General features: G+C 30.1%; 23 protein-coding genes and 2 riboswitches. Of the genes, 13 read left to right on the top strand and 10 right to left on the bottom strand.

The features are described from left to right. Positions 1-280 precede the first annotated feature (280 nt). A complete protein-coding gene (locus B2S02_RS16940; protein WP_346847607.1) occupies positions 281-1360 on the top strand; it encodes a 2,3-butanediol dehydrogenase in 1080 nt (359 codons plus the stop codon). A gap of 111 nt (positions 1361-1471) precedes the next feature. Here B2S02_RS16940 and ric read toward each other — a convergent pair whose 3' ends face one another. From ric to B2S02_RS16905, 7 genes are all read right to left on the bottom strand, one after another. Then, positions 1472-2188: an iron-sulfur cluster repair di-iron protein gene (gene ric, locus B2S02_RS16935; RefSeq protein WP_346878191.1), complete on the bottom strand. Its 717-nt coding sequence runs from the start codon at positions 2186-2188 to the stop codon at positions 1472-1474. A gap of 127 nt (positions 2189-2315) precedes the next feature. Continuing rightward, a complete protein-coding gene (locus B2S02_RS16930) occupies positions 2316-3023 on the bottom strand; it encodes a Crp/Fnr family transcriptional regulator (protein WP_346921055.1) in 708 nt (235 codons plus the stop codon). Between the two features lie 20 nt (positions 3024-3043). Next, a complete protein-coding gene (frlB, locus tag B2S02_RS16925) occupies positions 3044-4069 on the bottom strand; it encodes a fructoselysine 6-phosphate deglycase (RefSeq protein ID WP_346878193.1) in 1026 nt (341 codons plus the stop codon). 20 nt (positions 4070-4089) lie between these two features. Next, positions 4090-4830, bottom strand: a complete 741-nt coding sequence (locus tag B2S02_RS16920) for a GntR family transcriptional regulator (RefSeq protein ID WP_346878194.1) — start codon at positions 4828-4830, stop codon at positions 4090-4092. Continuing rightward, a complete protein-coding gene (gene frlD, locus B2S02_RS16915; RefSeq protein WP_346921054.1) occupies positions 4830-5612 on the bottom strand; it encodes a fructoselysine 6-kinase in 783 nt (260 codons plus the stop codon). Before frlD ends, B2S02_RS16920 begins: the two co-directional genes overlap by 1 nt. 12 nt (positions 5613-5624) lie before the next feature. Then, the gene (locus tag B2S02_RS16910; RefSeq protein WP_346878196.1) at positions 5625-6377 is read right to left on the bottom strand and encodes a GntR family transcriptional regulator; all 753 of its coding nucleotides are present in this window, start codon (positions 6375-6377) and stop codon (positions 5625-5627) included. A 231-nt stretch (positions 6378-6608) separates the two neighbouring features. Then, on the bottom strand, positions 6609-7217 hold the full coding sequence (locus B2S02_RS16905) for a nitroreductase family protein (protein ID WP_346878197.1): 609 nt from the start codon (positions 7215-7217) through the stop codon (positions 6609-6611). Between the two features lie 134 nt (positions 7218-7351). Here B2S02_RS16905 and B2S02_RS16900 point away from each other — a divergent pair, with 134 nt between their 5' ends. From B2S02_RS16900 to bioA, 6 genes are all read left to right on the top strand, one after another. Continuing rightward, positions 7352-7678 carry a helix-turn-helix domain-containing protein gene (locus B2S02_RS16900; protein ID WP_346847599.1) on the top strand — a complete coding sequence of 109 codons (327 nt, stop codon included), beginning with the start codon at positions 7352-7354 and terminating at the stop codon, positions 7676-7678. Positions 7679-7843: 165 nt separating this feature from the next. Continuing rightward, entirely contained in the window at positions 7844-8737 is an 894-nt protein-coding gene (locus B2S02_RS16895; protein ID WP_346878198.1) for an AraC family transcriptional regulator, read from the top strand. A gap of 289 nt (positions 8738-9026) precedes the next feature. Beyond that, entirely contained in the window at positions 9027-9587 is a 561-nt protein-coding gene (locus B2S02_RS16890; RefSeq protein ID WP_346878199.1) for a biotin transporter BioY, read from the top strand. A gap of 24 nt (positions 9588-9611) precedes the next feature. Then, complete coding sequence (bioB, locus tag B2S02_RS16885) at positions 9612-10595, top strand: biotin synthase BioB (protein ID WP_346921053.1); 984 nt, start codon at positions 9612-9614, stop codon at positions 10593-10595. Next, entirely contained in the window at positions 10588-11313 is a 726-nt protein-coding gene (gene bioD / locus B2S02_RS16880; RefSeq protein ID WP_346847595.1) for a dethiobiotin synthase, read from the top strand. Before bioB ends, bioD begins: the two co-directional genes overlap by 8 nt. 18 nt (positions 11314-11331) lie before the next feature. Next, positions 11332-12693 carry an adenosylmethionine--8-amino-7-oxononanoate transaminase gene (gene bioA / locus B2S02_RS16875; RefSeq protein WP_346847594.1) on the top strand — a complete coding sequence of 454 codons (1362 nt, stop codon included), beginning with the start codon at positions 11332-11334 and terminating at the stop codon, positions 12691-12693. Positions 12694-12960: 267 nt separating this feature from the next. Here bioA and B2S02_RS16870 read toward each other — a convergent pair whose 3' ends face one another. Next, the gene (locus tag B2S02_RS16870; protein WP_346921052.1) at positions 12961-14064 is read right to left on the bottom strand and encodes an anti-sigma-I factor RsgI family protein; all 1104 of its coding nucleotides are present in this window, start codon (positions 14062-14064) and stop codon (positions 12961-12963) included. Continuing rightward, positions 14061-14786, bottom strand: a complete 726-nt coding sequence (locus B2S02_RS16865) for a hypothetical protein (protein WP_346878201.1) — start codon at positions 14784-14786, stop codon at positions 14061-14063. The genes B2S02_RS16870 and B2S02_RS16865 overlap by 4 nt, the downstream gene beginning before the upstream one ends. A 171-nt stretch (positions 14787-14957) precedes the next feature. Between B2S02_RS16865 and B2S02_RS16860 the strand changes: the two genes are divergently transcribed. Further along, positions 14958-16661: an ABC transporter ATP-binding protein gene (locus B2S02_RS16860; RefSeq protein WP_346876611.1), complete on the top strand. Its 1704-nt coding sequence runs from the start codon at positions 14958-14960 to the stop codon at positions 16659-16661. A gap of 40 nt (positions 16662-16701) precedes the next feature. Then, the gene (locus B2S02_RS16855) at positions 16702-18444 is read left to right on the top strand and encodes an ABC transporter ATP-binding protein (protein ID WP_346876610.1); all 1743 of its coding nucleotides are present in this window, start codon (positions 16702-16704) and stop codon (positions 18442-18444) included. A 142-nt stretch (positions 18445-18586) separates the two neighbouring features. Here the strand turns inward: B2S02_RS16855 and B2S02_RS16850 are convergent, their stop codons facing one another. Continuing rightward, positions 18587-19903, bottom strand: a complete 1317-nt coding sequence (locus B2S02_RS16850) for a hemolysin family protein (protein ID WP_346847589.1) — start codon at positions 19901-19903, stop codon at positions 18587-18589. A 245-nt stretch (positions 19904-20148) separates the two neighbouring features. Continuing rightward, positions 20149-20254, top strand: a riboswitch (SAM riboswitch). Positions 20255-20343: 89 nt separating this feature from the next. Beyond that, positions 20344-20461: riboswitch (SAM riboswitch) on the top strand. 113 nt (positions 20462-20574) lie between these two features. On the opposite strand from B2S02_RS16850, the gene B2S02_RS16845 reads away from it, so the two are divergent. The 4 genes from B2S02_RS16845 to metF are packed head-to-tail and all read left to right on the top strand — an operon-like array spanning position 20575 to position 24952. Further along, on the top strand, positions 20575-21873 hold the full coding sequence (locus tag B2S02_RS16845) for an O-acetylhomoserine aminocarboxypropyltransferase/cysteine synthase family protein (RefSeq protein ID WP_346847588.1): 1299 nt from the start codon (positions 20575-20577) through the stop codon (positions 21871-21873). 4 nt (positions 21874-21877) lie between these two features. Next, positions 21878-22762, top strand: a complete 885-nt coding sequence (locus tag B2S02_RS16840) for a homoserine O-succinyltransferase (RefSeq protein ID WP_346878203.1) — start codon at positions 21878-21880, stop codon at positions 22760-22762. Positions 22763-22802: 40 nt separating this feature from the next. Next, on the top strand, positions 22803-24029 hold the full coding sequence (locus B2S02_RS16835; protein ID WP_346876607.1) for a homoserine dehydrogenase: 1227 nt from the start codon (positions 22803-22805) through the stop codon (positions 24027-24029). A 35-nt stretch (positions 24030-24064) separates the two neighbouring features. Next, the gene (metF, locus tag B2S02_RS16830; RefSeq protein ID WP_346847585.1) at positions 24065-24952 is read left to right on the top strand and encodes a methylenetetrahydrofolate reductase [NAD(P)H]; all 888 of its coding nucleotides are present in this window, start codon (positions 24065-24067) and stop codon (positions 24950-24952) included. The last annotated feature ends 30 nt before the right edge of the window (positions 24953-24982 follow it).

The following is a 24982-nucleotide window of genomic DNA, read 5'->3' as shown; positions in this document are numbered from 1 at the left end:
TTTAAAATAGTAAATCTCAAGATGAGACACTGAGTTGTGTATCATTTTGAGATTTTTTAGTTTGCTATATAAATTAAATTTTTGAATAAGGTTTAAAGTAAATTTAATTAGAAATGTAGAATGGGACTCAATGTAGTCATTTTCATAGCTGCAGGCAAAATAGGATGAATAATGTTTTAAAAAGTATTTTAAACAATGATTTTGGCATAAGTCTTGCATAATAAATATGTGAGAATATTAACAATATATTAGATTATATTTTTTAGGAGGTACTTTTATTATGAAAGCAGCATTATGGTATGCTAAGAAAGATATTAGAGTTGAAGAGGTAGATGAACCAAAGGTTACTAAAGGAAATATAAAAATTAAAGTTAAATGGTGTGGAATATGTGGTTCAGATTTGCATGAATATTTAGGAGGACCTATTTTTATACCTGTTGGACAACCTCATCCTTTAAGTGGGAATATAGCACCAGTAGTTCTAGGGCACGAATTTTCAGGGGAAGTTGTAGAAGTAGGAGAAGGAGTAACAAAGTTTGAAATAGGTGATAGAGTTATTGTAGAACCTATAGTGGCTTGTGGAGAATGTCCAGCATGTAGAGAAGGTAAATACAATCTGTGCTCTTCATTAGGATTTCACGGACTTTGTGGTAGTGGTGGAGGACTTGCAGAATATACTGTATTTCCAGAAGAATATGTGCATAAAATGCCAGAGGGGATGACTTATGAACAAGGAGCTTTAGTAGAACCAATGGCGGTAGCACTTCATTCTATTAGAATTGCTAATTTTAAAACAGGAGATACTGCCATAGTACTTGGTTCAGGACCAATAGGTCTTGCAACTATTGAATGCTTAAAAGCAGCAGGAGCAAAATTAGTAGTAGTGTTACAAAGAAAATCAATAAGACAGGAATATGCAAAGAGGGCAGGAGCAGATGTTGTTCTTGATCCAAATGAAGTTGATATAGCTATGGAGGTTAAAAAACTCACTGGTGGAACAGGTGTAGATGTTGCCTTTGAAACTACAGGAGCAAAGATAGGCTTTGATATAGGCATAGATAGTCTAAAATATGAAGGAGTTATGGTAATAACAAGTATTTGGGAAGATGAAATAAACTTTAACCCTAATGTCTTAGTATTTTCTGAAAAGAAAATAGTAGGAACTTTAGCCTATAGACATGAGTTTCCAGCAACAATTGCGCAAATGAGCGATGGAAGAATTAAGGCAGAAGGATATATAACTAAGAAAATAGCACTTGAAGATATAGTTGAAGAAGGATTTGGAGCTTTGACCGGTCCTGAAAAGAAAAAACATGTGAAAATTCTTGTAACTCCAGATAAAGCTCTTTTAAATAAATAAGAAATCAGAGAAAATGTAAAGATATAAAACAAGTATGGAATAAAATGATAAAAAGCCTAAGGAAATAAATTATCCTTAGGCTTGTAAATTTTTTTATTTTAAGAAAGTTACTTATTGATGTTTGTTAATATCCAAGTTCATTCTCTTAAATAGAATATTGTTTTCAAGGTGAATATGCTGGAATAAATCACTCTCTAGTTCTTCAATAATTTTAAAGGTTATAACATAGGTATTACAACCGTCATTAGGAACTTTGAAATCATTGGTAATTTTTCTAAGTTCCTTTAAAATATCTCCAGCACCTTCATGCTCCTCTTCGATTTCATTAATTACTTCATTAATTTTTTGAAGTTGATTAACACTTGGATTTTTATCATATTCTTTAATTAATGGGAAAAGAATTTGTTCTTCTTTAAGCAAATGTTGCTCTAACTCAGTTTTAAGCATTGAAAAGAGCTTATGGACTCTGAATAGTACATTATGGTTTATACCATGAACTCTCATTATTTTTGTTGTTAACTCTCCTAATTCAGGAAGTACTCTCTTAGTATAGGCATGATGAGTATTTTCAATATGGTCAATTAATTCACTTGATGTCAATGCCCTAAAATCTATGAATACTTCTTTTGTATTATTACTTTCTTCAAAAATCTCATTTATTTTATTTAATATTAGATTTTCATCAAGATGTAATTCATAGAGTACCTCTTCAAGGGGTCTATTACCTCCACAGCAAAAATCAATTTTATATTGTTTGAAAATTTCACTAGCCTTAGGCACAATTGAAACAATTTCTCCTACGGTTTGAGAACTATTAAATTTATTCATATATATTCCTCCAATACAGTGTTATTTAAAGATTTCTTGTTTATAACTCTATAATATATTAGTTATATAAAATATTCTGTGACTGGAGTCATAGTTTTAAAACAAACTATCTAATTATTTTTATTTTTTAATTCATTAAAGCATCTATATCTCGTATCAAAATCTGTTTATTTCCTATCATATCAATGACACCTTCATTTTGTAGTACGCTTAATTTCCTACTAACCGTTTCTCTAGCAGTACCTATATAATTAGCTATTCCTTCACGGCTTAATGGGAGCTCTACAATAACACCATTAGGATGTTTTTTACCATACCTTTCTGCAAAGTCAAGAAGTAGTGAATTTATACGCCACTCTATGTTTTTAGTACCCATATTTTGCACTGAGCTCTCTATTTTATCCATTCGACTACATAATTCTTCTATGATTTTAATCCCTATTTTAGGATAATTAATTAAAAGTTTTTGAAAGTCATTTTTATTTATCATGCAAATATAAGTAGTTTCTAATGCTTCAACATTATAGGTAGATTGTTGATTATTTAAGAGATTTTTTTCACCAAAGAAGTCACCGTGATCAAATATATATAGAATCTGCTCTTTGCCTTCAATAGTATAACGAAATACTTTTACCTTACCATTATCTATAATGATTAGATTTTCTAAATAACTTTCTTCCATTATAATTAGCTCACCTTTTTCATATTGCTTTTTTACAATTAAGGTAGCTACTTTACTTAATTCTTCAGAATTTAAACCAGAGAAAATTGGAACTCTTTCTACACATAATTTATGAAGACAATTATCGCAGTTACATTTTTTATATTCGCTCATGAATAATCACATCCTTATTTTTAGTATTTAACAATACCTCCATAATATCTTCTATCATCTGGATTGTGATCTTTATAAATTGAAAGATAATAGAAAAACCACTCAAGAGGGACAAAAAGTACAAAAGGTGATAGCATAGGATGAAGGTCTTTAGCTATTTCTTTATAATCAAAGACAATATAATCCTTATCTAATTTCTTAACAAAATTTATAGTTCTTTCAGTAGTGTGTCTAGATTCATCTGTACCTAATAGAAAAATAAAAGGTACTCCTTCTTCAACAATTTCTAAAGGTCCATGGCGGAATTCACTACTATTTATATTTGCTCCATGAGTCCAAGCAAATTCCATCATTGTAATAACTCCTTCTTTATAGGCTAAAGGAGTTAGTGGACCTGCAGCCACAGTATATATTATATCCCAATTAGAAGCTTTTTCACCGAGGGTTCGTCCTTTAGATTCCCAACTTGTTACTAATGTTCCTAAAAGGTTAGGAAGTTTTAATATGTCTTCTTGAATTCTAGTAATTTCAAGGCTTGGTGTAACTTTATTGATAAGTTCTAATGCAAAGGTATAAGTAATTAATAAGTGAATTTCCCAGATGCATTCAGCTTCATAGGCTACTAAATAGTCACCTACAGGGGCTAATAAGTTTCCAGAAGGATCACGAGTAACGCTGACAGTAAGGGCACCAGTAGCTTTAGCCTTTTTTAAAGCTTCTACTACTTCTTCAGTGTTTCCAGATTGAGATAGAGCAATCACTGCTGTTTTTTCATCTAAATTATAAGGTGTAAAATCTAAAAAGTCATAGCCACTATAAGCTTTAGAAGTAATATTTGAGTATTTTTCAAATAACATAGAAGCAGTTTCACAAGCACAAAGAGGTGAACCACAAGCTGTAAAATAAACTTTGTTAATTCCTCTTTTAACCATTTCATCAACTATGGTTCTAATTTTAGGAACGTCCTTTTCTAATACTTTTTCAATTTCCGTAACCATGTTTTCTGTAACAAGAAAATCTACAGTGGACTTATCAATATTTAACATATAAATACCTTCTTTCTATATTATTTATTAAAATGTACATTATAGTTACATTTATCTCCTCTTGTATAGGTCTTTGTAAATTCTATAACTCTTCCAGTATTATCATAGCTAGTACACTCAAATAACATTACCCATGAAGGGGTATCTAGAGATAAAAGTTTGCTATTCTTATCATCTAGTCGAACGATTTCCAAGGTTTCATCTGCAGTAACAAGGTTTATATTATAAACTTCAAAGAGTTCATATATTGAAAAAAAAGATAGGTTAATTTCACCTAAATTAGGTAGTATATATTTGGGAATATGAATATATTCTATGGATATAGGTTCTTTGTTGGCATAACACAGTCTCTTTATAACATAAATATCATCATCTTCATTTATATTGAATTTTTTACTCAAAAGTTTCCCAGCAGGCTTGGTAGTTTTATTTAGTATAGTGGTTTTTGAAGGTGTATTTTTATCCTTCATAGTTTTAGTAAAACCTCTTAAGGTGTATAAGTCTCTTTCAATTTTAGAATTAAGAACAAATACCCCCTTACCTTTAATACTCTTTAACAATCCTTCACGGATAAGAATGGATATAGCATTACGTACTGTTAGACGGTTTATTCCATAGGTATTAGATAATTCATTTTCAGAGGGAATTGCTGTACCAACCTTAAATTCACCACTGATAATTTTATTTCTTAGAATGTCCCTTAGTTGAGCATATAAAGGAGAGGAACCACTTAGTTGTTTTTTTGAATTATTCTCAGTCATTACCAAGCACCAAAATATTTTAAGGTTTTAGATGCAGTTTTAGCACCAAGAAGCATAGATTCATTTATGGAGCTTTTATTAAGAATACCCTTTAAAAAACCTGCTATGAAAGAGTCTCCAGCACCTAAAGTGTCAACGACCTTTGTTTCTATGATGTCTTGAAAAATAAATTCTTTACCATTGTAGGCAACACTGCCCTTATCGCCAAGAGTTACAACTACTATTTTAGGTCCTTTACTATGAATATCCTTCATAAAATTTTCTATATAGTAATCTCTTTTAGAATAAGAAAAAAATGCATAGTCTACATAATGGATAGTTTTATTAATAAGAGAGTCTTCTAATTTAGTAGCATAATCAAAAGAAATAGGAATATTTTTTTCTTTGATGTGGCAAAGGTAGTTTTCAGTTTTACCCCAATAGGCTGTATGAAAAAGATCATGGTTACAAATGAAATCTAAATCGTCATTAGTAAGTGTAAATTTACTTAATACACCTTCATAATAATTTCCCATGACTCTATCTCCATTTATTAATGCAACCTCTGTTATAGCTGTAGCTCCTTCTAATACCCGAACATGAGAAGTATCTACCCCTTTAGAATTAATGGAATTAATCATTAATTCTCCATATTTATCATTACCAACCACTCCAACATAGGAAGAGATTTCATTTAATTCTTTCATATATACTGCTACATTTACGGGATTTCCACCAGGATAACTTTTACCTAAGTTTAAATATACATCCATACAATTGTCACCTACAGTAGCTATTTTCAATATAATCAACTCCTATCTTGTTAATACACTTTTTAGTTTCACTCTATCTGCACGTATTACAGAGTAGAAAAATTCTACGGGAAAACCTTTTTCTTCTAGAACAGTACCCTTGAGGTAGAAAAGGGGGAAACCTTCTTCAACTTTTAAAAGTTCTGATTCTAAGGCTGTAGCATAGGTCATGGATATTTCTTCCCAACCACTCTTTAAATTTAGATTAAAATCCTTTTTTAAAACCTCATATAAAGAAGTTTTTTCAAAATCTTTTCTAATTAGCTCATCATAATATTTGGAAGATAGATAACTATTTTCTATAGCAAAGGGCACGGAGTCTACTGATCTTAATCTAATTAGTTCACATAAATTGTTATTAGAACTTTCCTTTAGGTTTTCATAGGCTAAAGTATTATCATTTAATAGCTTTAATGAAAGTAATTTGGTAGATAAATTTAAAGAATTTTCATCTATAAATTCATGGAAAGAGTTTAGACTTTGTAAATTTTTTTCAAGTTTAGGCTCTGATAAAAAAGTTCCTGAGCCTTTCTTTTTATATAATTTACCATGATTAATTAATTGGTCTATAGCTTTTTTTAAGGTAGTTCTATTACAATCCCACATACTACAAAATTCTCTTTCGGAAGGAAGTTTGGTATTAGGTAATAAATTACTATCAATAATATAGCATTGAATTTTTTCCATAAGTTTTTCTCTATTGAGAAGGAGTGAATTATCCATAACATTATCCTTTCTACAAGTTTCTATTTTCATATAAACAAGTTCACATAAAAACTATACCACTTATAATATAATATACTATTAAAATATTAAAAAGTAAATATTTACTTTTAAATACATAAAATAAAAAATAAAAGGCTATATGAAAATGATATAGTAATATTACTATTTCACTTTTATATAGTCTTTTAATTATATTTGAAGATATGTTGAATAGATAAATTTAATATAACTATTAAGTCTTAATAATTATATTACTCAATACTATATTTCTTTTAAAAGCACTTCATTATAATCTAATCTTGGTCTTTGCTTAGGAGTTTGGTCAGGATATCCTATAGGTAATAAGGCCAAAACATCATATCTGTCTTCAAGATTTAGAAGTGCTTTAACTTTTTCTTTATCAAACATCATAACCCAACAGCTTCCGAGTCCTAAATCTGTAGCTCTAAGAGTGATATGATCAATAGCTATAGCTACATTTAAGTTTAGATAAGCTTTTAAGGAAGCAGTATCAATGCTTTGTTTCCCTTTATTATAATTTTCATCTGCATTATTTAGAGGGGTATCAACAAATGCTTGAGCTTCTTTAAGTTCCTTCATTCTTTCTCCAGTCGATGTGATAGAATTAGTATCAACACAACAAGCAATTATAGCTGGAGCAGCAGAAACAAAAGGTAAAGGAGTACAATCTTTTAGCTTAGTTCTTGCCTCCTCACTTTTTATTACTATATATCGTGCAGGTTGAAGATTTGTACCAGAAGGTGCCAATCTTCCAGCTTCAATTAATTGGTGAATGTACTCTTCAGGTACTTCATCGGGCTTAAATTTTCTTATACTTCTTCTGTTTTGTATTACTTCTAATAGTTTCATAGAAACACTCCTTATATTTTAAGTAGATTGTAATAAACTTATTTATTTTATATACTAATTATATATTTGCGTAATTAGTTTTAATAGTATGCACTTTTGTGTAAGATACTATATAAAAGGAGAGTAATGTTGAAATGTCTGGTACAAATAAAAATAAATATAAGTGTCCATTAGAATATACTCAAAAGTTAATTGGAGGAAAGTGGAAGCCTATTATTCTTTGGTATTTATCTACAAAAGGTATAATGAGGTATGGGGAGTTAAAAAGAGCTCTAACAAATATATCACATAAAATGTTATCTCAACAGCTTAAGGAGTTGGAAGGAGATAAATTAATTCATAGAGAGGAATACCATCAGATTCCACCCAAAGTAGAATATTCTATTACTGATAAGGGAAGGACATTACTTCCCTTATTGGAGCTTATGCATAAGTGGGCTGTAGAAAATATTGAAGAATGAAATCATATAGACAAATATAAATATTAATATTAGTATGTATAGAAAGTATGCTTTTAAATGAGCATACTTTTTTTATATAGATTAAGATTTTAGCAAATTAGGAACAGCTTAAATTTTAAAGTCTTGATATAATAAAGATACCCTAGGGAAAAGGTCGTGATAAAAGTGAATTACAGTAAGGATATTGATAGGTGTATTGAATTTATAGAAAATAATATTAAGGAAGTTATTACTGTGAGTGAAGTTGCTGAATATGTGGGATATTCTGTAAACCACTTTTGTAGAGTTTTTACTTTATGTAAAGGTATATCTATAATGGAGTACCTTAGAAAACGTAAGCTATCATTAGCAGCAATAGAACTATTTAAAGGAAGAAAAATTATTGATATTGCCCTTGAATATGGATTTGAAACACCTAGTGGATTTTCAAAGTCCTTTCGGAAAACTTTTGGATATAGTCCAACACAATATATAGCTAGAATGGATGGATACTTCAATAAGGGAATAACATTTAAAATTGGAGGTTATATTATGAAGCCTGTTATTGTTAAAAAGCCAGCTTTTAAGGTAGCTGGATATGGAATAAATACTAATATTGGAGGAACAAGTTATACAAAGGATATTGCATCATTTTGGAGCAATTATGATGGAGAAAATTTAGAAACAAAGATGTATAAAATCTTAAATCCTCCTAATCATGGTGAAGTTGGTCTATGCGTTCCAACTGATAAAGGGGGAAATGTATGCTATCTTTTAGGAGTCATTGTTGAGGATTTCTCTAAAGTTACAGAGGATATGATTACAGTGGAAGTACCAGAGGCGGAGTATGCAGTATTTACAACTCCTCCAGTGGATGTTACTGTAGACCCTAACCAAGATAAGTTTTCAGAAGTGATTAAAGAAACTTGGAAATATATATTTGAAGAATGGTTTAAAGATAGTGGATATATATATGACGAAGATAAATTAGATTTTGAATTTTATGATGAGCGTTGTCATTATCGAACAGATACGATTATGGAGATTTATGTTCCAGTAAAAAGGCTACTTGAAAATTAGTTAAATATTAAAGTACAGGCTAAACTTTTGGTGAAAATCAGAAAAGAATTTTGAATTAGAGCCTATGAAAAATAATAGATATAATACTTGATAAATTAGAGAGCATTGCTATATAAAGAGCATGCTCTCTAATTTTTATGTACTTGTTAATAATACCTAATGTATTTTTAGTTCAGGTAATGGAATATATCTACAACAAAATTGTAAACTATAATAAATTTATAGGTTGACAATAAAAGAATTCTTAATTATAATTTCACTATAAAGTAAACATTCTAAGGAGAGAATTATGAAAACTACCAAGAATACGAGAAATTTGATTTTAGTAGCTATGTTTGCAGCCTTAAGTGCTATTGGTGCATTTATTAAAATACCAATACCTTATGTGCCTTTTACTCTTCAATACTTATTTTGTGCTTTAGCAGGAGTTATCTTAGGATCTAAACTCGGCGCACTATCCCAAATAATTTATGTTATGGTTGGACTTGCAGGTGTACCAGTATTTACTGAAGGGGGAGGGCTTAGCTATGTATTTAAACCTACCTTTGGATATCTTATAGGATTTATAGTGGCAGCTTATGTCATAGGAAAGATAAGAGAAATGATTAAGGAATTAAGTTTTATTAAAGCTATGGGGATGCTTTTAGCTGGACTGTTTTTTATTTATTTATTTGGAGTTATATATCTTTATGTTAGCTATAACTTATATCTAGGACAACCAATGTCACTATATTTTGCATTTTTTAATGGCTTTGTGCTATGCATATCTGGAGATTTGATTTTAACAGCCTTAGCAGCGTATGTAGCAATAAAAATAGTACCTATATTCAAAAGGTTTGGATACATTTAATAAAAGTGAAAGAAGGCTTGAAGTATGAAAAGTTTTATTAAGGATTTAGAGATAAGAATTTTATCAGGTGAATACATAAATTTTCAAGAAGCAATGACATTAACAGAGCTTAGAAATAATGATGAGATTGAACAATTATGTCTTAGTGCTAATAATATAAGAAAAACTTTTTGTGGTAATAAGGTAGATCTTTGCTCTATCATGAATGCAAAGTCAGGTAGATGTTCTGAAGATTGTAAATTCTGTGCTCAATCTGTTCATTATAATACTAATGCAGAAATCTATGATTTAGTATCAAAGGAAGTAGCATTAAAGTTAGCAAAGGAAAATGAATCAGAGGGAGTAAATAGATTCTCCTTAGTTACTAGTGGTAGGGGTATTACAAGTAATGATTTTGAGAAAATTTTAGATATATATGAAAAACTTAATAGAGAACTAAAGATGAAATTATGTGCCTCTTTAGGAATACTTGAGTACGACAAGCTACTTAAGTTAAAGGAAAGAGGAATAACTATGTATCATCACAACTTAGAAACAAGTAGGGAATTTTATAAGGAAATATGTACAACTCATAGTTATGCAGAAAGAATAGATACCATAAAGGCTGCACAGAAGGCAGGTATACCTGTATGTTCAGGAGGAATTATTGGACTTGGTGAAAGTTGGGTTGATAGAATCAATCTTGCTTTTGAATTGAAAGAACTAAAGGTTATGTCTATTCCGGTGAATGTACTTAATCCTGTAAAAGGTACTCCCCTAGAAGATTCTAAAAATTTAAGTCAAGATGATATTTTAAAGACCATTGCTATTTTTAGGTTTATAAACCCTAAAGCTTTAATCAGATTAGCTGGTGGTAGAAATTTCATTAGGGATTTGGGGAAAGAATGCTTTAACTCAGGTGCAAATGCTACTATTACTGGAAATTATTTAACCACTTCTGGTAATAAAATATGTGATGATAAGAAAATGATAAGTGAACTAAAGTTGAAGGTTAGAAGTAATGGCTAAGGGTATATTTATAGTTGGAACGGATACAGATGTAGGAAAAACTGTTGTAACTGCAGGACTGCTTCATATCCTTAGAAGTAAAGGGCACAGAGCAATATATTTTAAGGGAGCTTTAAGTGGGGCTATAGAAGACGGTAATAAACTGATTCCTGGGGATACTGACTTAGTAAGCCAGGTTAGTGGATTAAAGGAAACCTATGAAAATATAACTCCATATATATTTAAGACAGCCATATCTCCACATTTAGCTGCCCAAATAGAAGATAAACCTATAGATCTAAATATTATAAAGGCTAAATTTGAGAAGCTAAAAGAAAAATATGATTTTATAATTGCGGAAGGTAGTGGTGGTATAATATGTCCTCTAATTAATAGGGATGAAGAAATATATACACTAGGTGACCTTATTAAGGATTTAAATATGAGTACCGTGGTTGTAGCTAGAGGTGGAGTGGGAACAATAAACCACACAGTACTTACTGTGAAATTTATAGAGTCCATGGGAATCAAAGTAAAAGGAATTATTATAAATAATTATGAAGACAATTATATAACTAAAGACAATATTAAGGTTATAGAAAAACTTACTGGAATTTCTATTGTAGGTAAATTTAAAACTATAGATAACTTGGATAAAGGTAATATAGATAATATAAGAACTGCTGCATCAAGGATTTTTAATGATAAAAGTATTATAGAATGGATGGAAGAATTGTAGTAAAGGGTAGGTGTTTATATGAAGGATTATGTAAAAAGAGATTTAGAATATATATGGCATCCTTGTGCACAGATGAAGGATTACGAAGAGCTTAATCCTATAGTTATTGAAAGAGGAGAAGGTGTTTGGCTTTATGATATTCATGGAAACAAGTATTTAGATTGTATATCATCTTGGTGGACAAATACCTTAGGCCATAGCAATAAAAGAATAAATAAAGCCATAAAGAATCAAATTGATGAAATAGAACATGTTATCTTTGCTAATTTTTCAAATAAACCGGCTATTGACTTAGCAGAAAAGTTAGTAAGCATAACACCAGAAGGATTAAATAAAGTATTTTATTCAGATAATGGATCTTCTGCAGTGGAAATAGCTTTAAAGATGAGCTTTCACTATAATGTGCAAAGAAATAAAACTAAAAAGAAGAAATTTGTAGCTTTAAGTGATGCCTATCATGGAGAAACTTTAGGTGCTCTATCTGTGTGTGATATTGATGCATTTAATATGATATATAAACCCTTACTTTTAGATACTCTTAGGATTGATGGACCAGATTGTTATAGGTGTAAATATGGTTGTACTAGAGATAAATGTAGTGCTAGATGCTTTGAAGCTATGGAAAAATGTTTAGTTGAAAATCATGAAGAGATAAGTGCTGTAATAGTTGAGCCAATGGTTCAAGGTGCAGCAGGAATGAAAATTTATTCACATATTTATCTTAAAAAGCTTCGTAATCTTTGTGATAAATATGATGTACATTTGATAGTAGACGAAATTGCCATGGGATTTGGAAGAACAGGAGAGGTGTTTGCATGTAATCATGCAGATATAAGCCCAGATTTTATGTGCCTTTCAAAGGGTATTTCTGCAGGATATATGCCAATGTCTGTAGTTATGACTACTAATGAAATATATAATTGTTTTTATGGTGATTACTCAGAAAGAAAATCTTTTTTACATAGTCATACCTATGCAGGAAATGCTATGGCTTGTGCTATTGCTTTAGAAAATCTAAAAATATTTGAAGAAGAAAATATAATAGAAAATAATAAAGTTAAGGGAAGATTAATAGAAAAACTTACAATAGAAAGAGCAAAGAATTGTAGTCATATAGGAGAAGTAAGAAGTATAGGCATGATAACTGCTATTGAAATAGTAAAGGATAGAGGTACCAAGGAGAGATATTCTTGGCAAAGTAGAGTAGGTTATGAGATTTATAAAATAGCATTGAAGAAAGGGTTACTATTAAGAGCTATAGGTGATGTACTTTATTTCATACCTCCTTATGTAATAAGTAAAGATGAAATAGAGTTTATGATAGATACTTGCTTTGATAGTATAGAAGAATATTTTAGGTATAATGCTAAAATAGAATAACAGTAAAATAAATATACAAATATAAAATTAGTATTCTATATAGATATTTAACTATTTAACTAGTTAAATAGTTGTTCTGTTCATGCGGGTTTAAGAGGTATTTATATGCATATAAAAAATACAAAGAGTATGGGGGCATTAGGGGCATACTCTTTGTATTTTTCCGTACTTTACGATGTTTTTATCTTTAGTTTATTTAAATTATGTTTTTATCTTTAGTTATATAAGTAATATATATAAAAACTATTATTAGTTTTTATTTGATTTTTAATTACCCTTTTTTCCTGGATTTTCAGGTTTATTAGGTGTTTTTTCTTTAGATTTCTCAGGTTTGTTAGGTATTTTTTCTTTAGGTTTTTCAGCATTGTTGCTATTTTTTTTCTCAGTTACTTCAGATTTTTTATTAGCTTTATTCTCAGTCTTTTCAAGCTTGTTAGTAGCTTTTTCTATTTTATTCTGAGATTTTTGGCTAGATCTTTCCTGAGTAGCTTTAGTATCATTGGTATTTTCAGCTTCTTTAGTTAGGGCTTTATCAGTTTTTATTTCATCTGCCACTTCTGTACTATCTGTAGTTGATTCTTCAGTAGATTCATCTTCATCAGAAGTTTCAGTTTGTTCTATTTTAGCTTTCTTATTTTCCTTGATAGCACTCATAATTTCTTTAACAGGTTTGTTTAACCACTCTTCAAGAATAATGCTTTCTGGATTTGAAGAACTATTTTGTAGTTTTTCAACTAAATTTAGTTTACCAGGTGTTACACCCAGTTCTTTGGCTTTTTGTACTCGTTCAAATCCAACACTTATAGTTTCAAGGGTAATATCTCCACCTATTTCTTCAATTTCAGTTTCTAAACTTTCTTGTAGTTTTTCAGCAAGTTCATCTGATTTTTCTTGATTTTCACCAGAAGTTGCAATAATAATTCCACCATCAATGTCATTATCAATGCTATTATCAAAATAACCATCTTCACTAATTTGATTAACGGTTTCAGCAACTGCATCTTCAATTTTTTGATTTTCAAGCTTGTTCAATTCAAGTTCATTAAGAATTTCCTGACCATCATCATTAACTGCAGTTACACTAATTACCTTGTCAAAACGATTTAAAGAATATTCAATAGAAGGATTTACATCTAAACTCACATAGGAGTAAGGTGTTTTATAGGCCCATAGTGTTATGCCTCCTACAATTGCAATCATAGCTGTTAAAGCAGAACACATTACTAATTTATTTATATTTTTTAAATTGCTACTTTTCATTTCAATCACCTGCCCAATGATATAATTTTTATCTTTTACCTTTGATATGCAGCCATCTTCAGAAAGGACTGCAGCATAGCCAGCCTTGATTTCTACAACAACAGATTTCATTTATTAATCTCCTCTCTGATGTACCTGAAATAGTAAGCTAGATTTGGATACTCTCCGGATAGTATCTCTACTGCTGCTATTATATATTTTCGGTGACGTTCTAATATTTTTCGGGGTACATTTAAATTTTTTTCAATTATTTTTAATGGTAGTTGTTTTGAACTTTGTAATTCATTAATTAATATCGGGTTATTGAGTAAATATACTACAACTTTTGCACAGGACGATTTTGTCTTTTTAGCTTTAGGTGAACATATAGATAAATCTAAAAAAGAAAAGCCATAATAGAAAAATACTTCATTTGCAGCTTCAATCTCAAATTTTAGTGTATAATTTTCTTGGTGAATTATCTTTTCTGCTACTGCAAGTCCAAGTGCAATATCTTTATCATTTTCATTTTCGTCTAACTGACAATTAAATATGGCAGGATTTACGGACAATTCTAAGTTATATTTCTTCTGAAGCCTAAGATAATCAATAAGACGCCTACGAATTATAAGCTCGGCAAAACTGAGAAAATTTCCTTTAATTAATTCGTAGCCTTTAATTGCTTGTACAAATGCCTGAAGTGAAACAGACCATTCATCATCACTTTTAGTTATGTATTTTCGGGTTATTCTTGATGTACATTTCAAAATAAACAATTCATTTTGCTCAATGAAACTATTTAATAGATCCTGATTATTAGCAGCATCTATAGCCATATAATCTATTTCTCTCAACATGGCACCTCCTTATTCTTATTATTCTATCATCTAAAAATTATTAGGTAAACCTTTAGAACTATAAATTGCTAAAGCAAATTTCTCAATTTTAAAATAGATTTTTTAAAAACTTTAAGATATAATATATTTAGGAAAACGAAATATATTATATCTTAAAGGTGGAATATTATGAAGCAAATATTTAAGTATTTAAAACCTTATAGAGTAAACATGCTTATAGGATTTTCAATAAAGTTTACTGGAACTATTGTAGAACTAGCAATTCCATGGATTTTGTCTTATATGATTGATGAAATTATTCCATTAAAGCAGGTATCTCTAATTTTAATTTGGGGTGGAATTATGCTTTTATGTGCCATTTGTGCAGTAACTTTCAATATATTAGCTAACAGAATGGCTTCAAAGGTGGCAAGAGATACCACAGAGCGAGTTAGAAATGATTTATTCTCTAAAATGATATGTCTTTCTGATAGACAAGTGGATGCTTTTACACTACCTTCTTTAATTTCTAGAGCTACCACGGATACTTATAACATCCATCAGATGGTGGGAATGATGCAAAGACTAGGTATTAGGGCTCCAATAATGCTTATTGGTGGAATAATTATAACATTGACATTAGATCCATTACTAACTTTAGTAATGATTTCAGTAATGCCTATTATTTTTATCACTATTATGTACATATCAAAAGTAGGTATCCCTATGTATTCAATTGTTCAGAAAAAAGTAGATGATTTTGTACGTGTAGTTCGTGAAGATGTTACAGGAATTCGTGTAATTAAGGCTTTATCAAAGGAAGAACATGAGAAGGAAAGATTTAATGCTCGCAATGATGCTACAGTAATTCAAGAAAAGAAGAGTGGTATGGTTATGGCTATACTAAATCCAGTAATGAATCTTTGTTTAAATGTGGGGACAGTATTTGTTATTTTGGCTGGAGCTTACAGAGTAAATAGTGGAGCCATTAAACCAGGAGCAATAATTGCATTTTTAACATATGTAACTTTAATATTAAATTCCCTTTTATTTATTTCTAGAGTATTTACTAATTACTCCAAAGCAAGTGCTTCCGCAAAGCGTATTACCGAAATACTAAATGAGAAAGAAGAATTACCAATTAGGAACATACCAATTATAAATACAGATTATGCTATTGAATTTAGAAATGTCTCTTTTTCTTATAATCATAAAGAAGAAAATGTGAGTAATATAACCTTTGGAGTTAAAAAAGGTGAAACTCTAGGTATTATAGGGGCTACAGGCTCAGGAAAATCTACTTTAATTAAATTATTAATGAGATTTTATGATGTAGATCAGGGTTCTATTTATATAAATGGACAAGATATTAGATCTATTAATATGAAAAAATTAAGAGAAAAGTTTGGAGTGGTATTTCAAAACGATTTTATAAGCACGGATACAATTTATGAAAACATTAGGTTTGGAAGAACTCTAGAGAATAGTGATATAAGATCAGCAGCAGATTATGCTAAGGCAACTGAGTTTATTGAAGGCAAGGCAGAAGGCTTTAATACTAAAGTTGCAGTAAGAGGTGCAGATTTAAGTGGTGGACAAAAACAAAGAATGCTTATAGCCAGAGCCATAGCAGCACACCCAGAAATATTAATTTTAGATGATTCTTCTAGTGCTTTAGATTATAAGACAGACGCTGTACTAAGAAAAAATCTTACAGAACATTTTAAAGATACTACAACTATAATGATTGCTCAAAGAATTAGTTCAATTTTTAATGCAGACCACATCTGTGTATTAGAAGATGGTTATGTTGTAGGGTATGGAACTCATGAAGAACTTATTGAAAGTTGTGATGTATATAAAGAAATTAATAAGTCTCAGATGGGAGAATAAGTTATGGAAATCAAAGTAAAAAGGAGGACATTTTTAATTTATGAAGGATAGAAAAAAGAATACATTAAAAAGAGTAATGTCCTATTTATTTGAATACAAGATATTAATTATCATAGCAATTATATTATCCATAGGTTCTAACGTATTTGCCTTAATCGGTCCAATGTTATCAGGTTATGCTATAGATAATATTAATGTTGGAAGAGGGGCAGTAAATTTTTCTAAGATATATTATTACTGTGGACTTATGATTGGATTCTACATTTTATCTTCTATTTTAGCTTATATTTTATCAGTACTTATGCTAGAAATTAGCAAGAGAATATCCTATAGACTAAGAAAAGATTTATTTGATAGATTATTATCTCTTCCAGTAGGATATTTTGATACCCATGCAACAGGAGATATCATAAGCAAAATTTCCTATGATGTGGATACTTTAAATTCTACCTTAACATCTGATTTAGTGAGCATTTGCTCAAGTATAATTACTGTGATTATATCCTTTGGGTCTATGGTTATGATATCTGAAAAGTTAGTTTTAGTATTTGTATTTACAGTTCCTATGTCTATTATACTTACTAAAAGAATAACTAGGGTAACAAGACCAATGTTTCGTAATCGTTCAAGAAAATTAGGGGAACTTAATGGAATGGTAGAGGAGTTTGTATCAGGTCAAAAGACTTTAAAGGCTTATCATCAAGAAGATAACACAAAGAAAAAATTTGCAAGTAAAAATGAAGAAGCAGTAAATGCTTATTATCGTGCTGATTATTATGGTTCTATGGTTGGTCCTTCAGTTAACTTTATGAATAATTTATCACTAACTCTTATCAGTATTTTTGGTGCTATTATGTATCTTTTTGGACAAATGACTTTAGGAAACATATCTTCCTTTGTACTGTATTCTAGAAAATTTTCAGGACCTATTAATGAAGCGGCTAATATCATGGGAGAATTTCAATCGTCCCTTTCTGCTGCTGAAAGAATTTTTCAATTAATGGATGAGCTATCGGAGCTAGCAGATAAGGAAGGAGCTAAAGAGCTTGTGGATATGGAAGGAAATGTGAAGGTAGAGAATATTTCCTTTGGATATAATAAGAATAAGATTATTCTTAAGAATCTTAGTATGAATGTACCTGCTGGAAGTATGATTGCTATAGTAGGCCCTACAGGGGCAGGAAAAACTACTTTAATTAATCTTCTCATGCGATTCTATGATGTTAATGAAGGGGATATTAAGGTAGATGAAAATTCAATATCACAGGTTACACGTAAGAGTTTAAGAAAAGCTTATGCTATGGTACTTCAAGATACATGGCTATTTGAAGGAAGTATATTTGAAAATATTGCTTATGGCAATGAAAATGCAACTATGGAAGATGTTGTAGAAGCAGCTAAGGCAGCTAAAATTCATTCATATATAAAAAGACTTCCTAAGGGTTATGATACAGTAATTACTGATGATGGAGCTAATGTATCTAAAGGACAAAAACAATTGCTAACCATAGCAAGGGCTATGCTTTTGGATGCAAAGATGCTTATTTTAGATGAAGCAACTTCTAATGTTGATACTAGAACAGAAGTTCAAATTCAGCAAGCCATGAGAAACTTAATGAAGGATAAAACCTGCTTTGTAATTGCACATAGGCTTTCTACCATAAGGAATGCAGATCATATTCTAGTGGTTAATAATGGGAATATAGTTGAACAAGGAAATCATGTGGAGTTATTAAAACAAAAGGGTTTTTATAGTCAATTATATAATTCTCAGTTTGAATAATTAATAAAAAAGGCTATCTTCAAATAATTATCTAATACTATAAAAATAAATTTGCACTTAGCAATATAAGTGTAAATTTATTTAATGGTATTAGTTCTTTTAGATAGCCAAATTTATATTCAATTTAATTATTTACTTTAAATTAAAATTCAATGCTGTTGCTTTTATTTATTATAAGATGAATCTTATCTATTCTTCTATCATCTAAGGCTAAAAGTTTTAGGGTTACATTATCTATTTGAACTTGATGGTTATTTGTGTCCTTAGGGAAAGTTCCAAAGGTTTCAAGGAATAAACCACCTATGGTATCTGCAACCTCTGAATCTAAAGAGAGATTTAAAAAATCATTCAAATCAGATAGAGTAAGTAATCCACTAACTATATAGTTTTCCTCATCTACTTTTTCTATTTCAGGTTGTTCATCATCATATTCATCACAAATTTCTCCCATTACTTCTTCAATAATGTCTTCTATGGTAACAATACCTGAAAATCCACCATATTCATCTATTAATATAGCCATGTGATTCCTATTTGTCTGAAGTTCTCTGAATAAATTATCAATAGAATTTGTCTCAGGAACAAAATAAGGTTTTTTCATTATATCTTTAATAGAAATATTATCTATGCCCTTTTCTACTATGCTTGCAAATATATCTTTCATATAAAGCACGCCTACAATATTATCAAAGTCCTTATCATAGACAGGTATTCTAGAAAAACTTTCACTCAGGATATAACTTATGTTGTCTTTAATGGAATCATTTACTTCTAGTAGATAAGCCTCTGTTCTTGGTGTCATAATTTCTTTAGCCATGGTGTCATCAAACTCAATTATACCATCAATCATCTCACGTTCTATCTTATTAATAGCGCCCTGTTCTTGGCCAATTTCAATAAGACTTCTGATTTCTTCTCTTGAAACCTGATCTTCCATACCATCTGTCTTAATTCCAAAGAGTTTCATTATAAGATTAGTGGAGCAAGATAAAAACCATACGAAAGGTTTAGTAAATTTAGCTATAAGAACTATAGCTTTTATAGAAAACATAGCTACCTTCTCTGAATTTTGAAGAGCTATTCTCTTTGGAACTAGTTCTCCTAGAACTAACGTTAGATAAGATATAAGCAAGGTTATTGCAACTAGAGCTATTTTATCACTGTATGGTATACCAAATCCAGATAGTGTATCTGAAAAGCCTACAGAAATAGATGTAGCTGCTGAAGCAGATGCAAAGAAACCTGCAAAGGTAATTCCTACTTGGATAGTAGATAAGAAATTATTAGGATCCTTTAAAATTTTTTGAAGAAGTAAGGCCTTCTTATTACCTTCATCCGCTAAAAGATTTAGTTTAGTTTTGTTTAAAGATACAATTGCCATCTCTGCAGATGCAAAGAAAGCATTTATTAAGATTAGTAAAAAGATTAGAATAAAACTGCCACTGGGGCTCCCGTCCATTCTTATATTCCCCCTTATTTTAAATGTAGTGAGCTTATTATAGCATACTAATTTATAGGTAATCAAATAACAGACTTAATTATTTAAGGTTAAATATGGCAAAAGAATCAAGTCTCCTTATTAAATCTATGGATATATAGTATTTACTTTAATACTCTATGGTTTAATTAGCTATTAAATAAAAAAGCTATTGACATAGATATTCATAGTCATTATAATGATATGTAATAAAATATTTAATATAATACTTATCAAGAGAGGTGGAGGGATAGGCCCTATGAAACCCAGCAACCAATGTGTTCATCTACATATATGGTGCTAAATCCTACAGTATGAGCTGAAAGATAAGAAGACGATTGTTAAAACCTCTTTCAGCGAAAGAGGTTTTTTGTTTTCAAATTGTTTTTAGAAATTATACTATTTAAAATTTAATAATGAAACTCTTATCAAGAGAGGTGGAGGGATAGGCCCTATGAAACCTCGGCAACCTTCAGACCCATTTGTCTGAAAAGGTGCCAATTCCTACTCTAATTTTACAAATTTAGAGAAAGATGAGAGGGAGCTATAACATGGGTACCCTTGTATGTAAATCCCCTTTCATCTAGATTATTTAGATTTAGATGAAAGGGGATTTTATGTTATCTAATAAAATATTTTAAGGAGAGATTAAAATGGGAGAAAGAAAATTTAAATTTGATACATTACAAGTTCATGGAGGTCAGGAAGTAGATAGTGCAACAGGCTCTAGAGCAGTTCCCATATACCAGACTACATCCTATGTTTTTAATAGCGTTGACCATGGAGCTAATCTATTTGCTTTAAAGGAAGAAGGAAATATTTACACTAGAATAATGAATCCAACAACGGATGTTTTTGAAAAAAGAGTGGCAGCTTTAGAAGGGGGTGTGGGTGCTCTTGCAGTTGCATCTGGTTCTGCTGCAATCACATACGCAATAATTAATATAGCAGGAGCAGGAGATGAAATAGTTGCAGCTAGCACTTTATATGGAGGCACATACAATCTTTTATCTACAACTCTTACTAAATTAGGTATTAAAACCGTATTTGTAAATCCAGATATCATAGAAGATTTTAGAAAGTCTATAAATAACAAAACTAAGGCTATTTATTTGGAAACTATAGGAAATCCAGGGATGAATCTTATTGATATTGAAGAGGTAGCCAACATTGCTCATGAGCACAATATACCACTAATTGTAGATAATACATTCGGGACACCATACCTTATACGTCCAATAGAACATGGAGCTGATATTGTAGTTCATTCTGCAACAAAGTTTATAGGGGGACATGGAACTTCAATAGGTGGAATAATTGTAGATTCTGGAAAATTCCAATGGTTGAATAACCCGAGATTCCCTGAGTTTAACAAACCAGATTCTAGTTATAACGGTATAGTATATGCAAAAGATATAGGAGCAGCAGCTTATATTGTAAAAGCTAGAGTGCAACTTTTAAGAGATACAGGAGCATCCTTAAGTCCTTTCAACTCATTTTTATTTTTACAAGGACTGGAGACTCTTTCATTGAGAGTAGAAAGACATGTGTCAAATGCTAAAAAGATTACGGAGTTTTTACAACAACATCCACTTGTATCATGGGTAAATTATCCTAGTTTAGAAGGTAATAAATATTATGCTCTTTCACAAAAGTATTTTCCAAAGGGTGTTGGTTCCATATTTACATTTGGGATAAAAGGTGGAGTAAAGGAAGGAGTAAGATTTATTGAATCACTTAGCATATTTTCTCATCTTGCTAATGTTGCAGATGCAAAATCTCTTGTAATACACCCAGCAAGTACTACTCATGCTCAATTAAATGAAAAAGAACAATTAAATGCCGGAGTTACATCAGATATGATAAGACTTTCTATTGGAATAGAAGATGTGGATGACCTTATAGAAGATATAGATCAAGCTCTTAAAAAAGCAGTTTTAAAGGAATGGTGATGGAATGTCCTTAATAATAGATAAAAATCTTTTATCAGTAAATAAGTTAATTGAACATGGAATCCAAATAGAAGATGCTTCTCACAGTTACCATTCAGACGTGATACGTATTTTAATTGTAAATTTAATGCCTAAAAAGTGTGAAACAGAATTTCAGTTTTTAAGTATATTTGGCAATATGAATACAAGTATAAAGGTAGATTTCTTGTATATGAAAACCCACACACCACGAAATACAGATAAAACCTATTTAGAGAAACATTATAAATCCATAAGTCAGGTAGCAAATAGTAATTATGACGGTGCTATTATTACGGGAGCTCCCTTAGAATTTTTAGATTTTAATGATATCGAATACTGGAAGGAACTACAGAGAGTAATTGATTATTCTAATAAAAAGGTTAAGTCTACATTATATATATGTTGGGCAACAATAGCAGGATTATATCACAATTTTGGAATAAATAAATGTGTAACAACAGAAAAGATCTTCGGAGTTTTTCCTCATGTAATTGTAAATAAAAAGGAGCCTCTATTAAAAGAGCTTAGTGATGGATTTATAGTTCCTCATTCAAGATATGGGAGAGTTAGAAAACAGGATATAGAAAAAATAAAAGAATTAGAAGTCCTATGCGAATCAGAAGAATCAGGTATCTATATAGTAAGCACTAGAGATAAAAAACAAATTTATATTACAGGACATCCTGAGTATGAGAGCTGTACTTTAAAAAAGGAATATGAAAGAGATATAAAAAGTGGATTTAATATAAGCGTACCTAAAAATTATTTTCCAAGTGATGATTCTAGCCAAGAAATTAACTTAGATTGGAGTAGTAATTCACAGCGTTTATTCTCAAATTGGGTAAGAGAATGTTTAGTAAAAAGTTAAAATATGCAACTAATTATATTAAAAGAGGAGTGATATTTTTATGAATATAGGATTATTAGGATTTGGAACTGTAGGCACAGGAGTTTATGAAATTATATATAAAAGAAAAAGGATTTTTAGAACATTAGTGGGTGATGAACTATCTATAAGTAAAATTCTTATTAAAGATATAAATAAGGATAGGAGTATAAAGGAGTGTAAAAATAAACTAACAGATAATCCTTATTTTATTTTAGATGATCCAGATATAGATATAGTCATAGAAGCAATAGGTGGAATAAAAGAAGCTTATGAATATATAAAATATGCTTTAACAAAAGGGAAACATGTTATAACTGCAAATAAGGCGGTGGTTGCAAGGCATATGAAGGAACTTATAGATTTAGCAAATAAAAATAAAAGAGCATTTTTATATGAAGCTAGTGTGGCAGGTGGGGTTCCTATTGTTAAACCTTTAAAACAACAAGTAACCTTAAATGATATTAAAGAGATAAATAGTATATTAAACGGTACTTCTAACTTTATATTAAGTAAGATGATTAAAGAAAACCTAGACTTTTCACAGGCACTAGATATTGCTCAAAAGTTAGGTTATGCGGAAGCGGATCCAACGGATGATATTGACGGATATGATGTTAGAAGAAAATTAGCAATTTTATCTACCATAGCTTTTAAAAGAGAGATAAAAGAAGAAGATATTTACTGTAGAGGCATTAGAACTATTAAGTCAGTAGACATAAAGGCAATAAAGGAACTAGGATATACGGTAAAACTATTAGCAAAGGCTTCATTTAAAGAAAATAATTATTATTTATCTGTAGAGCCCAATATTTTGTCTAAGGATTCATTTTATGCAAAGATAGAAGATGCTAATAATTTAGTGTCTATTATTGGGAATGATATAGGAGAGCTGAAATTTTATGGTGCAGGTGCGGGTAAACTACCTACAGCAAATGCTGTGGTAAGTGATGTTCTTGATATTATATATAATAATTATGGAAGTTGTGGAATAAATCAGGAAGAAGATAAATTATGCAATAATACAGATTTAGTTAAAGATATATATTATATAAGAATAAGTCCTAAATATGGATTAAATGAGAAGGTATTAAACCTTATTAAAGAAGAAAAAATAGTTGATAAAATGATAAAAACTGGTGAAAATATTATATTTACCTCTAAAGATATAGATTATGTGAAAATAAGTAAATTTATTAGTAACATTAAAAACTTCATTAATGATGAGTTTTATGCTGTTATTAGATAACAAATATTATATTATTCTAAGAGGGGGTATAGTAAATGCATATAAAAGAGTTATTTAAGGAAAAAGAAGTAGTTTTTTCTTTTGAAATATTTCCACCTAAACTTACATCGCCAATAGAGACTGTATACAATACTTTAGAGGGATTACAAGGTTTGAATCCTGACTATATTAGCATTACCTATGGAGCAGGTGGAAGTGTTAATAATAATAGAACATGTGAGTTATCATCTTTAGTTAAAAATAAATATGGTATAGAGGCATTAGCACATTTAACGTGTATAGGTTCTACTAAAAGTGAAATAAATGAAATTTTAGAAAATTTGAATGAAAATGGAATCGAAAATATATTAGCTTTGAGAGGAGATGTTCCTGAAGGAAATCCCTCAATAGGGGAGTTTAATAATTCTCAAGAACTAATAAACCACATAAAGGAAACCAAGGAATTTGGAATAGCAGCAGCTTGCTATCCTGAAGGACATATTGAAAGTAGAGATATAGAGAGGGAAATTGAAATATTAAAGTTAAAGGAGAATGCAGGAGCAGAGTATTTAATTTCCCAGTTATTCTTTGATAATAAGTATTTCTATAAATTTTTAAATTCTGTAGAGAAGAGTAATATAGAGATACCTATTCAAGCAGGTATTATGCCAGTAACCAATAAAAAACAAGTTGAAAGGATAGTTTCTCTTTGTGGAGCTAATCTACCCTCCAAGTTCATAAAAATAATAAATAGATATGAGCATGATAAGGATGCACTGAGGGATGCAGGAATAGCCTATGCATTAGAACAAATAGTAGATTTAGTTTCTACTGGTGTAAGGGGAATACATCTTTATACAATGAACAATCCATATATAGCTAAAAGAATTACTAGTAGCATTGGCTCAATACTAAATTCTATAAATAAAAGACAAGTAATTTAATATATAATTAATGAATAAGGGAGGTGGAGC

It is taken from the genome of Clostridium sp. UBA7339 (assembly GCF_002470865.1).
GTDB lineage: Bacteria > Bacillota > Clostridia > Clostridiales > Clostridiaceae > Clostridium_J > Clostridium_J sulfidigenes.
Note: the sequence above shows the minus strand (reverse complement) of the source record. Positions and strands in the feature narration are given on the sequence as shown.